The organism is Pygmaiobacter massiliensis (assembly GCF_900199435.1).
GTDB lineage: Bacteria > Bacillota > Clostridia > Oscillospirales > Ruminococcaceae > Pygmaiobacter > Pygmaiobacter massiliensis.
In genome coordinates this window covers 617,507-633,194 of the sequence record NZ_OAML01000003.1, presented here as the reverse complement: position 1 = coordinate 633,194, position 15,688 = coordinate 617,507, and the positions used below count along the sequence as shown (strand labels likewise).

The window sequence follows — 15,688 nt, the reverse complement described above, 5'->3', positions numbered from 1 at the left end:
CGTGTGATGGGAAGGAATCTATGAAAAAAAGACTTTGCACATTGTTTTTGGCCGCCAGCATTCTTTTTCAGCTTGGCGTGCCTGCGTTTGCGGCACTTCCAACCCTAGCTGTCGTACCGCCTTCCTCGGAGCAAACCTCAATCACTGAGCCAACTGCAACGCCGGAGCCAACTGCAACGCCGGAGCCGACTGCAACGCCGGAGCCGACTGCAACGCCGGAGCCGACTGCAACGCCGGAGCCGACTGCAACGCCGGAGCCGACTGCAACGCCGGAGCCGACTGCAACGCCGGAGCCGACTGTCCCGCCTTTGCCAGAGCGGGAAGAAGGCTCAGATCACTGGGATCATTACGATCTTTCCAAAGGCAGCAACCGTATTTCCGAGTCGGAGTTTTATGCTGCACAGTCTCCCGTTGCTTATACTAATATCAATAATCTGGTTGTCTTTGTTTCATTTGCAGATTCTGCGGAATATTTGACTGCCGAACGTTTTGCATATGCAAATACGAACTATAATACAGTGAGTGCAGCCAATGCCTCAGTTACTAACGGCACATTGAAAGATGTGACTGCACGCCTAAGCTATAACAAACTCACTGTAAACAGTGTTTTTTGTAGTACGTCCAATACCCAGTCTATTAAGTTATCGCGAAACAAGGGCTATTATATGCCTTACAGCAGCACTAACTTAGAAGGGTATCAGTCCTCTACGCAGCGTTGGGAGCGAGAAAATGAACTGGTGAGAACCGTATCTGGCGCTATGCCTACACTGCTTGCCGAAAATTGCAATCTGGATGATGACAAAAACGGCGTCGTTGACAGCATCTCTTTCGTGTTTCCGGTGTCTCTGTCTACCGAGGTGAGCTGGGGCGATTTATTATGGCCACACCAAACGCGTGAGAGCAGCGCAAGTGCCTCTCTGCGTGGTGTGCGCATCTCAAACTATGCTTTTTTATCGGTTGGCGATAATTATGATGGAATGTTCAATAACAGTGGCCGAGGCAACCGCACCATCTGTCATGAATTTTTGCACGGCATTGGTCTACCTGATCTTTATCGCTATGAAGACCAGGGCGCCAACCGTGACCCGGTTGGTTATTGGGATCTCATGTCCAACGGTTCTAACACCGCAGTTCCTTCCGTAAATGCTTATTTACAACATGAATATCTGGGCTATGGAAATCCACTGCCCACGGTTACTGCTTCCAGTACAGTTACTTTAACATCTGCTGGATACACCGATCCTTCAAAGCCCTATGCAGTCATTATAAAAAGCCCCTACAACAATAACGAATATTTTGTCGCTGAATATCGCAAAAATCAAGGTTATGGCGGCGGTGTAATTGTATACCGCATCATTCCTTCTCTGGCTTATGAGGGGAATAGAAACGCTAATCCTTACAATGGCGGCAATCCCGATTTTATGTTTGTCTTCCGCCCGCAGGATTTAGGCTATCATGCCGGTTCTGCGTTGCGGTTGATTTACGCAGGGCTTTCCCCCACCAATGCTACCGGGTGGACCTCATTGGGGCGAGCCCGTGGAAGTGCAGACGCCTCCTTCTCCAATACGCTCTATTTCTCCGATAAAACCAACAGTGGCATCGTATTAGACCAATTAAGCGGTGTTGGAACGGATACCGTTACCTTTCGGGTCACTATCCCCAATGGCCCTGAGGGCAGTGGCACACAAAATGACCCCTATCTCATTTATACCGCATCTGACCTGGATCTTGTACGTAGCAATAGTTACAGTGATACCTTTTATTATTATAAGCTGATGGCAAATCTGGATCTTTCTTATCTCTCTAGCTTTAAAAGTTTAGGTGGGCTGAATGGTGTGTTTGACGGAAATGGAAAAACCATCGAAGGCCTTACAATTTCTGCAACGAATGGCGACATTGCCGCACTATTCGATAGTGTTGAGGGGGGCAGTACTGTAAAAGACTTAACGCTCGCCACACCACATCTCACTGCTACCGGCTCTTCTCCTGCTGCCGCCATAGCGTATTCTCTTTCGGGAACATTGCAAAACATAGAAGTCCACGGAGGCACGGTTACCAGTGAAACACGGGCAGGTGGCTTAGTTGGTTCTTTGATCGGCTCTCCAAATAGCACCGACTATGGGCAGATCATTAACTGCACCAGTTCTGCCTCCGTCAGCGCACCAGAGGCTGGCGGTCTGGCCGCAATTAATGGCGGCGGCTCGGCTGTGCAGTGCCTTTTGACAGGGCGTGTTTCCGGCGCACGGTCCGGCGCAGTTTACGCTTATGAAATGATGGCGCCGGGCACAGTAACTGACCATTGTAGCGAAGTGTTTTGGTCTGCGAATTCTGTAGCTAAAAATGAAGCTACTAGCGCAGGACAAAAAGCTGGTACGGCCGGCATTCGGCTTTCTTCAGCGGCGTTTCTTTCTACGGGGCAAACAATGCAGCCCACTTTAGAAGTTCTAAGCGTAGGAACCCCCGTGTTAAAAGGTACCTATGCGGCATCCGGCAGTTTACGTTTACTGGACACTACCTCTGGGCGCTGCCTCGGAGCTTATGGCGGAAATGGCACGCTGCAATATACACTCACTGCTGGCACACATTCTTTTGCTTGTTCGGTCACGGTTGCCGTGTCAAGCGCATCCAGCCCCGTGGAGCAGTTTGTCAGCCGGATGTACCGCATCGGCTTACAGCGTGTACCGGATGATGCCGGCCTTGCTTACTGGAGCAATGCACTGCTTTCTCATGAAATCACCGGTGCCTCTTTTGCCAACTCGATTCTCAACAGTGCCGAGTTTAATGCACGAGGTCTTTCGGACGGTGATTATCTGGAAGTGCTGTATCAGGCCTTCTTCGATCGTGCTTCTGATCCCAGCGGTGCTGCTTATTGGCAAAACTTCCTTAACCAACGCTTTTCCCGCTATTACATATTAACCAACTTTGTTTCTTCTCAGGAATTCGCCAATCTGTGCGCTGCTGCCAGCATTGACCGTGGTTCCATTCCCGCTTCTTCGGAAGCTCGTGACCAGAACGGCGGCATCAATACCTTTATTTCCCGCCTTTACCGCCAGTGTTTCAGTCGCGATTGTTCTAACGATGAGCTGAACTACTGGGCGGCTACCCTGCTGAGCGGCCAGCACACCGCAGCTTCGATTGGCCTTCCTTTTATCCAGGGTGCAGAATTTGCTTCCCGTCATCTTTCTTACGACCAGATCGTTGCTGTGCTATATGACATCTATATGGGACGCGGTGCTTCTGCTTCCGAGATTGATTACTGGGCCAGCTATCTCAAACAAGGCTATTCTGTTTATTTCTTGCAGGTCAACTTTGTCAACAGTCAGGAGTTTGCTGACATCTGTGCCGCTTACGGCATTCCCCATGGCAGCCTTGCTGCTTCCACACAGCCCCGCGACCAGAATCCCAACATCAACGCTTTTGTGATGCGGCTGTATGACCAGTGTCTTTCCCGCTCTGCCTCTGGCGACGAGCTGAACTACTGGGCAGGGGTACTGCTTGCTGGCACCCAAACCGCAGCAAATCTTGCAAACTCTTTCCTGATGGGACCCGAATTTACTGCTCGCGGCTTATCCAACGGCGATTACGTCAAGATATTGTACCGCGTTTTCATGGATCGAGAGCCGGCACAGTCTGAAATTGATTACTGGGCTGGTTTGCTTAATCAACAGGCTTCTCGTTACCGGCTGCTTGCCTCCTTTGTGGGGAGCAGAGAGTTTAGCGATATCTGCGTATCTTATGGTATTCCTCGTGGCACATTGTCTCTATAATTGGCTTTATTAAAGGAGTTTTCATATGCTGACCCGTACCCAAAAAATTCTTTTTTCGTGCTGCGCCTTACTCTGTGCGACTTTATTGGCGATTGCTGCAAAATGGGATCTTTCTATCGCAAATTTTCTTTACCAGCCCGAAAGTTCTTTTGGCATTGTGATGGAAGCCTTTTGTTACTGGCCGATTAAGCTGCCTTGGATTCTTTTAGGTGCAGTTTTGGCTGCGCTGTATAAGGATCAGCCGTTGCTCCGTATCCCCTTTGAATTCTTCGTTTTATGGTATTTAAAGCAAATCACTGTCAGCTCGGTGGAGAACCTTGTCTTTCGAGGTCTGCTGGGCGAAGTTAATAGTAGATTCCTTATGATTGGTATTGTCTTTTGCGCAGTATTGATGCTGGCGGGCGCCAGCAAGCTGTCTACTCGCACTTTGCTTCGGCTGAGATTTGTTGCGATATTCGGCATCGTTTATAAAACGATTGAAATTTTTCTGGTTGACCGGGTCAAGCTCTTTTGGCTGCGTACCCGTTACGATGATTTACTTGCAGCGGGTGATTTTTCCGATTTTACGCCATGGTATCAAATAGCCGGTCACCCCGGCAATACCAGTTTCCCGTCAGGACACGCCGCAAATGCCTGTGGCATTTTGCTTTTATTGCTCCTTCCTATCCTGTTTTGCGGGCTAAAAAAGCACAGAGGACTTTTTTCGGGAATCTGCATCGCTTATATCGGCTTTTCGTGCCTTTCTCGCCTTGTTATCGGCCGGCACTTTTTATCCGATACCATCGTGGGCGTGTTGATATCCTGTACTGTCTTTTTTGTTTTACTTTCCTTGCCTTTTGTGAAAAAACAACTGCAACAATTAAGCTGTGAACCCGGCACAGCACCGTAGCGCACCTTCTGGGTTCCCACGTCTCCTTGGGCAAAACAAGGAACAAAAAAGGGCTATCGTTCTGCATTTAGCAGACCATAGTCCTTTTTTCTATTTATTCAAACTTCTTTTCTTATTGCTATACTTGCGTTTGGCTCTTCTTTGTCTCACAGATTCCCGCTTTAAACCTCAAACAAAAGCACCCCCACGGAAAACGATAACTACCATTTTCTACGGGGGGTGCTACTACTTATAACTTCGATTATCAACGCTTTCAATAACGTGTCAAAAGATCTAAACTGTCAAACTCGACCGGATCTGCATTGTTCATACGCCAAAGGAAGTAATTCTCATGTGCGATGACATCAGAGCGTACTAGCTTCTGAGTTCCCTCTGCGTCTCGATATAGGAAGGCAGTCGTCTCGCCCTTGGTAGTATAGATGCTTAGATCGCTGACTAGAACATCCGTTACTTCTTGCGTATCCGAACGATACCGTACAGTATCAATTTTGCCCAATGTTGCAAAGTATTCCGAATCGGTGCCGCTGTAATAAATTGCCCAAAGCGGTCGATCCGGTGTCCAAAGAATTTCTTGCCCCTCCGGCTTGCCCTTTTCCTGTACTTCTTCACCAAGCTGTTGCCGTGAGATACAGTTCAGCACAATATGACTGTATTCGGTGTAGAATGTCGGCCCGTTCCATTCATAATCTGTCATACTTACCAGCGTGGCTCCCTCTGGAAGCTGTGCCAAAAGCTGACTGTCAGCGGCAGCAGCATATGCCGCTTTCGGAAAGCGCCAATATGCTTGTGTTTGCTGGATAGCAATGCGCATATTCTGCTGCTCCAGCACAAGAACCATGGCTAAAGCAATGGTGACGATGCTTTTCATCCAGATTGCTGTTTTATGTTTAAGTGGTTTTGTGCGCACTATCAAACGATATACAGCAGCTGACAGCCACAGCAGGACTAAAAGCATACCAAACCAGGCAAGGTAAACCGAAATGTGTGCAACGCCCCAATACAATTCTGATTGGTACTTCGCGGATACGGCAATCAGACAGCCGGGGCAGAGCCACAGGCTCACGGCAAATAATAAAAATCTCCAGTCCTTAACCTTCTCGCTCCAGTCAAACTGCGTTGTGCGAAGTAGGTATACCATCAAGACGACAAATAAGGTTGCGAGCAGAAGGTCCCGAACTGTAAGGTTTTGCAAAAAGGCACCGATAGAATACGGATACGGCAAATGAGAATAGCCGGTATTGTTTTTGGTAAACAGATAATTAGAAAGCGGCAGCGCTGCAACCGACTGCTTAGCCAATGTTTGCAAAATAACCGCTGGCTTAATAGAAACCGTGATGCCCTCATAGCCAGAGGAATAATGCATTTTAACCCAAACATTAATGGCACCCACTGCGCCAAGAGACGGCAGATAGATGCATGCGGTCTTGACAGAGGGCCAAAACTTCTTTTTAGAATACCAAATAAGGCAGCCTGCAATGGCAATATAGGTAAATGCCACCTCATACAGTAGCAACCCAGCAGTGTAACAAACGAGGCTGAGTGCCAAATAAAATTTTTTACCCCGTGTCAGATAGCGCTGCAGAAAAATCAAAGTGCCCAGCAGCACGCTCATCATAATGGGCATAAACATATGGAACGAAAGAATCGAAGAGTGATAATTGGTTACCACCTGAAACATTAGACCCATGCCCAGCATGGAAAAATAGCAAAGCTGCCGCGAGCCGGTCATTTCCCGCATTAAAATGCCGAACAACCAGACACTAAAGCATATCGTAACGATAAAAAGCAGACGATATGCTGTTACGCTGCTAAAATAGTAAAACACCACAAGCGAATAGACCGAAAGAGGGAAAAAACGGCCTCGACTGATCCAGTTAAAAATTTCAGTGCAAGCGTATTGCCACAGAGTTTCATGGGTAATGGCCAAATGTCCGCGCAAAAAATAGTAAACACCGTCATCAGATACCATGGGACAGTTGATTGTAGGTGAAAGTACCACGGCGATAAAACATAAAATGCCGCACGTAATCAACCGATCTTTCCAAGCTGTCCACTGGGCATTCCGCAACAGCGAATCTCTTCCCGTCATAAAGTCTCCTTTTTCTGACCCACCGCGGCATTCAGCACACCAATCTGCTCAAGATGAAAAAACATCTGCTCCCCCGCAGCATCTATCTCGATGAGCTGATCCAACAGTAAATCTACCGGGTCATCGTCCTGCCAAGTACCGCTCAAAACACGACGCATAAATTCCGCATAGCGCTCGGCGTTAATCTCAATATCACAGTTCGTGTAGGCGAATTCCAATGCTTTTTCTCCGCACACGTCCAGCAACTCACGTTGTTCAGTGAACTTGCACAGTACCTGCAATATTTCTTGTATCTCGTCTTCGTCGTGGCTAATTTTAATGACAAAATCATCCGAATACTCATCAAAGCTGCCAATTGCGGTGACTAGGACAGGCTTGCCCAATCCCAACATTTGGTGTAAGCTGGCTGAACTTTCTCCATGGGTCGGATAGCGAAGATTCAGGCAAAGGTCGCAGGCCGCCATATAGGTCTGGAATTCTTCCATGTCTACAAACCCGGTCACCGTGACATAGTTCTCCAGTTGTAATCGCCCAAGGATTTCATCCGTATCCAGCCCTTCGACCTTGCCTACAATGTAATAATGAAAGTCTTGATTTTCGTTACGATAAAGTGCCAAAGCCTCAAGAATCTGCTCAATGCGCTTTGCGCGGGTAGCAAATCCAAAGGAGCCAAACACCATGGTCGTTTCGCTTAGGTGAAGCACTTCACGGGCATCCTTTTTTTCTTTGGCTGCATCTTTTGTAATATACGGCGTATGAAGTGGAATATTGATGACCGGCATCTTAGGATTGATTCCTTTAATCATCTGCTTTGCCATATCTGAATGGACAATGACACCCTTGGCATAATCGACCAGAAAACGGTTCATGGTCATCTCCAGCGCATGTTCTTCCCATGGCGCTTTGGCTTCCCCGCTCAAAAAGCGATCTGCCAGTTCCAGTCCATCTGTACCATGGTTGTATTCTGCCATCGCACGGTAACCCTCAACATCCCCGCGGGCATAGGTCATCTGCGCAACATAGTTATGCAAAGAAAAATCGTGCAGTTCCAAAAAACCAGAATGCTTTTGAAATTGCTTCACGATCCCACTGTGATGACCATAATGATTCCCTATTTGGCAAAGCAGCGCATCATATCCATCGCACACTGCGTCGCTTTCCAGTTCAGACAGTAAATGGCAGGGTGCAGTTTGGCAAAGAGTTTTATCTTCCGGTTCTACCTGGCTAAAGATTTCAAGAGGAATCTGCTTACTTAAGTAGGGCAGAAGCTGCTCTGCAAAATCCGAAATACCAGAGCGCACCGGGTTGAGCGGGGTGAGATAAGCTATTTTCATTCATATCCTCCTCAGCGCAGCGTCTCGGTCAACAAGTCAATTACATGGTCCCAAGAAATATCTTTTACCGCCTCATATCCGGCCTCACCCATTTGCTTACAGATGGTCTTGTTCTGATAGAGGGTATTGATATTATTGGCTAACTCTTGTGCCTGTGCTGCGCTGATAAATGCACTTTTTTCTTGCTCTACAAATTCCAGCACACCACCGGCGTCCCAAGTGGTAATGAGGGGCTTTTTACTGAGCAGTGCCTCCAGTGTGATATAGCCGTAGTCTTCATCGACCGGTGCAAAATACACTGCAAACGCATTCGCATAAAGTTTCAGCAAGTCTTCGTCCGGCGCAAAGCCTAAAAACTTCACACGATCCTCAAGCCCTAACTGGTGCGTCAGCTCTTCTAAGCGTTGACGTTCAGGACCATTGCCGCCGATATATGCTTTAATTTTAGGGTCACAAAACTGAAGCGCACGAATTAACTCGTCCACACGTTTTTTCGCATCTAAACGGCCTACAGAAACAATATAATCTCCATATTCTTCTGTGAAATAGTGGCCGACATGCTTCGGCGGGTGATACAGTGCTTCTGCTGCAATATGATTGTGCTGTGCCAATCGGTTGCAGACATTCTGAGAGATCGCATACAGCTTTTTTGCTTCTGGAATAAAGGTGTTGTCCATGGTTTCGATGCGCTGTTTCAACGCAGGGCCGCCAGGCAGTGTGCCAAGCCCCGCATAAGGTACGCTGTCATACAGGTCGTACGCCTCGCGGAACTGATGCATTAGCCAAAGCACCTTATTTTCACTGCGTGCCAAATAGGTCGGAAATTTTGTGCCAATGACCAAATCAATTTTTTGGCCGTTGCTTTCAGACAAATCAATCATGCGCCAAGCAAGGCAGCTATCCAGCAGTGTTTCGTTTGGATACCACTTAAAGGGCAATTGTACCAGCTCGGCATCATATCCTCTTTTTTTCAATTCTGATGTCAATGATTCTACCATCAGCTCGGCACCGCCCCGGATAAACGGGACTTGCGCACCCAATACGCAAATTTTCTTTTTCATGCTTCTCACGCTTTCTCGTTTTGGTTTTTTGGCAGCCAAACCGCGCCGATTGTCCAGAACAACGGCTCCTCTGCCAAATCTTGCGGCAGAGCTTCTAGTATACCTGCGCCTACTGGCAGCAAATAACAAGGTTCAAAGCCTTGTTCTGTGAGTTCTTGCAAGAGAGCCTCCTTGGTGAAAGGCACCTCATATAATTCAGTGTTGCCAAATCCACCTGCCCTATATTGAATCGGCATGTGTGCATTGGGCGCATCGAACAGTAGCAGACCGCCAGCTCGCAGATTGTCTTGAATTCGTGCATAGAGCGCACACCGCTGCGCATAACTGAAATGCCAAAGATACCCGAAAGCGGCAACGGCATCAAACTGCTGCGCCAAGTCCTGCTTGCTGTAATCACAAAGCTGTACCGAAAAATTCTCATTCGCACCGAAAAGCTGTTGCAATCGCTGCTTTTCCTCTTCTGCTCCTGTTACGGACACACAGGTTCCGGCCGTCAAACACTCTTGCGCAATTTCCGGATTCCCAGTAGCAATATGCAAAGTCTGTATCGGCTGGCTTCCAAACTGCTGTTGCAACACAACCCGAACCGCTCTCTGCTTGAAAGCGGAGAGACTTTTTTCTTTGGCATCAACGGTTCCCTCTGCCGGAGCTACGGGCGATAATGTTTGTAAGCGAGCATATTCTTTGATTGCATCTGTGCCACGCAGCAATTGGCGGCCGTTTGCGGCCAAAGTTTGTGCCCATTCGCCCAACATCATTACATCACGCGGCGGTGCTTCCTGTGCTTTTTCCTCTACGAGTTCCAGCAGCCTCATGCCACTAAACTGCTGCAAAAGAAAATCACGCATGGGTTCTTCCAACGAAGTGTTGCTCTCGTTCACCTGTCGCAGCGCATCGGCTACCGCAGATACTTCCGGCTTTGCAACGCCGCCAAAGCCGGTTTGCCGTACCAAATCACTTACTCCTGCTACGCTGGTGGCTACCACAGGAATATCATTGAGCATCGCTTCTATGGCAGAAAGAGAGCAAGCGTGGTTATTGTCCTCCGTAGTATAGGGAATCAGCAAACAACTAATTTCGTTGTAAAACCGCTCCATATCATATTTGCCGTAGCATATTTTGCAATTATCAGCGTTCGCAAGTGCTTTTGGCACAGCAAGCCCCGGGTTACGCCACAGCAAAAGAAAGTCGAACTCCGGCAAGGCAGTCACCAAGGCGCAAAGCAACTCCGCACCACGGTCTGCAAGCTGGTTCTCCAGCATGGGAGAAGAGGCAAAACCGACGACAGGCCGCCCCGTCCATTGCGTGCGGCGACGCGCCAAAATCTTAAACTGTTCCACCGGAGGGTAGCACAGATGTACATCGGTAAATCCACGCTGTTCCAGAATTTGAGCAGCTCGCAGCGATTCTACTGCATAAGTCTGTTTGCCGTAGTCATTAAAATGAAGCAATTCTTCACAGGTGTGTTCATCCAGCCCCTGTAAGGGGTTTTGCGCACTCAACCGTAACAGCAAGTGGTATGGCAGCAGTGCGTTATCAAAATCAAACACCAGATACGGTGTGCTTTCCATAATCACAACAAGTGCGGGGTTCAGGGTATCCAAAGTAGTTTTTAGCTGGCTTCTGGTAATATAATGCACATTCGCATTATCGCCGCAGCTTCGCACTTCTTCTTCTAGCGAAACCAACTGTACCGCATATTCGCTTTGCTTTGTTAATAAGGCAAATAACGCACCTGTTTCGTTTTTTATCGCTTCCAGACCATATTCGTTGTAAAAGTGGTTACACAAAAGTACAATCGGGCGCTTGTTACCTTGGTAGCACAGGTGCGTTCTGAGATGCTCTTCATATGCGTCTGCCACCTGTGTCAACAGGCTCTCGTATGCGTTTCCATCGTTTTGTGCCGCCCGCATCGTCTCGCAAAGGGGAGACGGCAAAGCGGATGCCGTAACCGGTATCGACAATACATTCTTATAAGGGCGAGTGGTCCGCAACTGGGGTGCCACTGCACGCTCAAAGCGTGCGGTGGACATTCGTAAATCCCATGTTTGCTGTTCCATGGTGCGACGGCATCTTTCTCGCTCCTGCTCCAGCGTCTGCCGATACACTTCCATGTCCTCTTCCAAAGCTGCACAGCGGTTCTCGGCATTTTCCAGTAATTTTCGATATTTGTTTTGCACGGTTTTCATCTCGTCTGCCCGCTGCTGCTGCAAGGTCAACAACTGACGAAGCAGCGTAGCGGCATCCGCCATTGCGTGGTTATACTCGTTTTGTTGTGCGATGACTGGATTGATTAACCAACCAAACAGAAAGAAAATCAGCTTACGCAGTGCGCGCCGCACCACGCTAACCCCGGGGATATGGGAAGCGATGGGATGATGCAACTGGTTGCCACTGTTGCGATATGCGCAACTTAGGTTTTCCTCCAGCATATTTACTGCGAGGGCGATATCAAATTCGCCCACACGATCGCTCTCGATTTCCGGAATTTCAGTTTGTGTGCCCCGCCATTGCTTGGCGAGCAGCCGCAATTTGTACTTGCGTTCCAGCTCGGCTCGCGCGTTTCTCATACTTTCTTCTCCTTTTGATGGTAACCGGTTATGCACCGAAGCGGGTCGTACATATTTTACTCAAACGCTGTACTGCTTCCTCTACCTTAGGCTCGGTTTCTGCTTTTGCTGTTACATATATTTTCAGCTTCGGCTCGGTGCCAGAAGGACGCACTACCAGATAACACCCCTCCGCCAGCCCAAAGGCCAAGACATTGCTTTTGGGTAGGCCGGTCTCGTCATTCTCATAATCGATGGTTTGCTCTACTGCATAGCCGGCAAACTCTGTCGGGCGCTCGGCACGCAGCTTGTCCAAAATGCCTTTCATGGTGTCCATCCCCGTAGGGCCTTCAAAGGTAAAGCTGAGCAAATCGCTTTTATAATAGCCGTATTTTTCATACAGACTATTCAGCACATCAACTAGATTCTTACCTTCTTTTTTATAGTGAGCAGCCATCTCGCAAATCAGCATTGCAGCGTCCACGGCGTCCTTATCGCGTACATATGCGCCGGAAAGATAGCCGTAGCTCTCTTCGAAACCAAAAATATAACGCTCCGGATGGCCTTCCTGCTCCAAGTATCCAATCTGTTCGCCGATAAACTTAAACCCTGTCAGCACATTGCGCAGTTCCACCTGATATTCTTTTGCAACGGCCGCCGCCATTTCGGTGGTAACAATGGTTTTTACAGCAACTGGATACTCAGGCATTGTACCTTTTGCAATACGATTTTTGCAGATAAAATCAAACAGCATGACGCCCATCTCATTGCCGTTAATCAAGGTAACTTGATCCCCTTGTACCACGGCTACACCTACGCGGTCGCAATCGGGGTCGGTAGCCAAACAAAGGTCTGCACCTTCCGCACGTCCTAGCTGTACTGCCAACTCCATCGTTTCACGGATTTCGGGGTTTGGATAGGGGCAGGTCGGAAAATTACCGTCCGGCAGCTCCTGCTGCGGCACCACCGTAACCTGCACATTTCCAATCCGTTTAAGAATTTCTCGCACGGGCTGATTGCCAGTGCCGTTTAAGGGGCTATACACAATTTTCAGCGGCACTGCCGGTGCTTCCACACTCTGCTCCAGCACGGCGCTGTAATAGGCCTCGATGGTTTGTGCGTCAATCAGTTTGATTTTGCCGTTGGCAAGGCAGGCGTCGTAGCTCGGCTCTTCTGAAACAAAATCGGCCTCGCTAGTGATAAACGAAAGCACTTTTTCTGCAGCTTCCAGCGTAATCTGGCAGCCGTCTGCGCCATAAACCTTGTAGCCGTTATATTTGGCTGGGTTATGGCTTGCCGTAATTACAATACCGCCCATACAGCCCAAATACCGCACTGCAAAGCTAAGCATCGGCGTGGGCATACGCTCCGGATACAAGTAGACCTGAACCCCCGCTTCGGCCAATACCGCTGCCGCTGTTTGGGCAAACAGGTGCGACTTATTTCGGCTGTCATATGCGATGGCACAGGACGGCTGAGGGAACTCGGCCTTTAAATATGCAGCAAGTCCGCGTGTCGCCTTTGCAACCGTATAAATATTCATGCGGTTCGTACCGGCCCCAATCACACCCCGGAGGCCTCCGGTGCCGAATTCGAGGTCGCGGTAAAAGCGATCCTCAATTTCAGTGCTATTGTCTGCATTTGCGACCAGCTCTGCTTTTAGTTCAGCATCCAAATTTTTATAATTCAGCCATTCTTGATAGCGTGTTTCAGCATTGCTCATAGTTCAGCGCTTCCTTTCTCTTCCGGCAAAAGCCCAAGCGTGTTTAGTCTCTTACGGACGATGCTACCGACAGCCACCGGAGAAAACTCTTCCTCGATTACCTTTTTGGCTGCTATTGCCATGTTGGTATAAAAGTCGGTATCATTCACCAAACGTTTCATTTGTCTGGCTGCATCTTCAATGTCTGGCTCGGCCCAGTGGCATCCTTTTTTATAAGGTCCATGTGTTGTTTGAATCTCCACCATTTGATAATCTACCGGACAGCACGCACCTTCTCGCATATATTGCGTGTTCCCGCTCCAATTTGTGAGGACAGCAGGAATACCCAAACCCATAGCTTCTGCCGGGCCAAGGCCAAAGCCCTCACTGCGGTGAAGCGAGACGTAAGCGTTAGAGCAACGAATCAGCGCATTGAGATCCGGCTTGGAAAGCCGTTCAGAAATGGTGAGCACATCGCTGCGGCGCAAAAGCTTTTTCAGCAACCCATCTTCACCATCCCAATCGGGGGGAACATTCAGCTTTAATAGCAAACGCACGTCATCGGTTTCCTGTGGAAACGCACGCAGATAAGCTTCTACCGCCCCTTCCGGATTTTTACGCGCAGAAAAACTGCGCACATCGTACATTACAAGGAATAAAAACGGTTTTTCTGGCAAGCCAAAATCAGTGCGCGTTTTTGAGGAGCGTGCCTGCATCGTGATAGCATGGGGTACCGTAGTAACCGTAACCGGAGATTTCTGCCGAATGGCCTCACTGGTAAAGTCAGAGCAGGTCCAGACCTCATCAAGTGGTGCAAATGCTTCTTCCCAGCCATTTTCGGGGAATTCCGGCAGTTCCCACGCCCAGTAGCCGATATTGTACCGCCCTTGCAGTGCCTGCGGTGCCACATGTCTCAAAAAGACCGCTTGTCCATCTCCGTTGGTATCGAAAATGTTAATATTATAAATAAAATTGTTGCTGATTTTATCGGCAAACGCCTGATTCGTGTAGGTGTGTTCTTTCGCATCTTGAAAATCCACAATGGTATATGGAATTTTCGCAGCCTCCAAAATGGTGGCCAAAATACGGGCAGATTCCCCAAGTCCAAAATCGCCCTTGATGAAACCGCATAAATTAACACCTGCGGGATATTTGGCCTGCGGTATTAGCGCGCTTTCTCGTTGTTTTTGTGGCATTTTCATGATGCGGCGCAACCGGTCTTCCACCTTTTGTGTAAACGTACGGCGGTCGATGGCGCGTGCCCTGCAATCCGCTTCATGTGCATCCACTGCTGCCTGCACTGCGTCGGTATAGGCTGCTTCCAACGAAAGCTCCTGTGCGCCGTACTGCAAATACCAATGCACAAAGGCTTCTCTGTTTTGCGAAAATTGATTCTGGAAGCCACAAATCAAATCCATCCGCTGCTGGCGAATCGCCTCCATCGCAGGAGTGACTTTCAGCAATGTGGTATCTCCCAGCAGCACCTGCTCATCGGTAAAAAGAGAACGATGCGCAAAGGGATTGCCTGCGCATTTTTCTTGCAAATGATAGTTAACGCCATAGTACTCGCGCAATGCTGGAAAAATGCGCACACCGTCCTCAAAAAAGTCGAATCGGTACGGTACTGCTTCTTTGTCCGAAGCTTGCGAAGTGCGTGGCGAGCTTGGCTGTAAGATTACCTTGCAGCCAAACAAACCGGCGTAATCCCACCAGCTTGCGCAAAAATTCCGTTGTCGTAACGCATCCGCATACTCTGGGGCGACGATATGCCGATGCTGCTCTAATAGCCAATCAAACTTTTTTTTGCACCAGCTTAACCAGTTTGCTACCCCTGTTCCATTTCCAAACAACAGATAATCTGGACGGTGGCTGTGTGCATGGCCCAGCACATAGCTCATCGCAAAAGTTGGTTTTTCTGAATCTGCTGGCAGCATAATCTCGTCGGGCTGCGGCACAGCGCAGTGTGTTACGGTTGCAGTAGGGGCAACCCAAAGGATCTGCCCCTGTTCTTTATTTAGGCGGGAACAAAGCAAAAAGCCGCAGTAATCCCGCAGCTCTTCTTTGCTAAAATAAAACGCCTTATCATAAAACGAATCGCCCAGTAGGTTTCGGGCGCAAAATAACTCGATGTCTGCCGCCTGCCCATGTGCAGGCGGAATGTCTCCATCCAACACGCACAGCCAAAGCCGTGCGTTGGGATAGAATTGGCAAAGCCGCTGCAAATTTTCTTTAGCAGCATCTCGTTCAGCCTCTGCGGCGATGCAGATGAGTGTTGTTTTCATCTCGGCCTCCTGCTT

Annotated in this window: 8 protein-coding genes; 2 read left to right on the top strand and 6 right to left on the bottom strand. The window is 48.7% G+C overall.

All coding sequences use genetic code 11. The features are described from left to right. Positions 1-20: 20 nt before the first annotated feature. Together C1A11_RS07565 and C1A11_RS07560 are read left to right on the top strand one after the other, a co-directional pair. Positions 21-3,767, top strand: coding sequence for a DUF4214 domain-containing protein (locus tag C1A11_RS07565; RefSeq protein ID WP_102049875.1), 3,747 nt, complete (start codon positions 21-23; stop codon positions 3,765-3,767). 25 nt (positions 3,768-3,792) lie between these two features. After that, positions 3,793-4,656, top strand: coding sequence for a phosphatase PAP2 family protein (locus tag C1A11_RS07560; RefSeq protein ID WP_102049874.1), 864 nt, complete (start codon positions 3,793-3,795; stop codon positions 4,654-4,656). Positions 4,657-4,909: 253 nt separating this feature from the next. Here C1A11_RS07560 and C1A11_RS07555 read toward each other — a convergent pair whose 3' ends face one another. From C1A11_RS07555 to C1A11_RS07530, 6 genes are read right to left on the bottom strand one after another with little or no spacing between them, the layout of a single operon-like run. Beyond that, positions 4,910-6,745: a hypothetical protein gene (locus tag C1A11_RS07555; protein ID WP_102049873.1), complete on the bottom strand. Its 1,836-nt coding sequence runs from the start codon at positions 6,743-6,745 to the stop codon at positions 4,910-4,912. Beyond that, positions 6,742-8,079: a glycosyltransferase family 4 protein gene (locus C1A11_RS07550; RefSeq protein WP_102049872.1), complete on the bottom strand. Its 1,338-nt coding sequence runs from the start codon at positions 8,077-8,079 to the stop codon at positions 6,742-6,744. Before C1A11_RS07550 ends, C1A11_RS07555 begins: the two co-directional genes overlap by 4 nt. A gap of 11 nt (positions 8,080-8,090) precedes the next feature. Beyond that, entirely contained in the window at positions 8,091-9,140 is a 1,050-nt protein-coding gene (locus C1A11_RS07545) for a glycosyltransferase family 4 protein (protein WP_102049871.1), read from the bottom strand. 5 nt (positions 9,141-9,145) lie between these two features. Then, positions 9,146-11,710, bottom strand: coding sequence for a glycosyltransferase (locus tag C1A11_RS07540; protein ID WP_102049870.1), 2,565 nt, complete (start codon positions 11,708-11,710; stop codon positions 9,146-9,148). A gap of 28 nt (positions 11,711-11,738) precedes the next feature. Continuing rightward, a complete protein-coding gene (locus C1A11_RS07535) occupies positions 11,739-13,412 on the bottom strand; it encodes a phospho-sugar mutase (protein ID WP_102049869.1) in 1,674 nt (557 codons plus the stop codon). Further along, positions 13,409-15,673, bottom strand: coding sequence for a glycosyltransferase family 4 protein (locus C1A11_RS07530; protein ID WP_102049868.1), 2,265 nt, complete (start codon positions 15,671-15,673; stop codon positions 13,409-13,411). The genes C1A11_RS07535 and C1A11_RS07530 overlap by 4 nt, the downstream gene beginning before the upstream one ends. Positions 15,674-15,688: the final 15 nt, after the last annotated feature.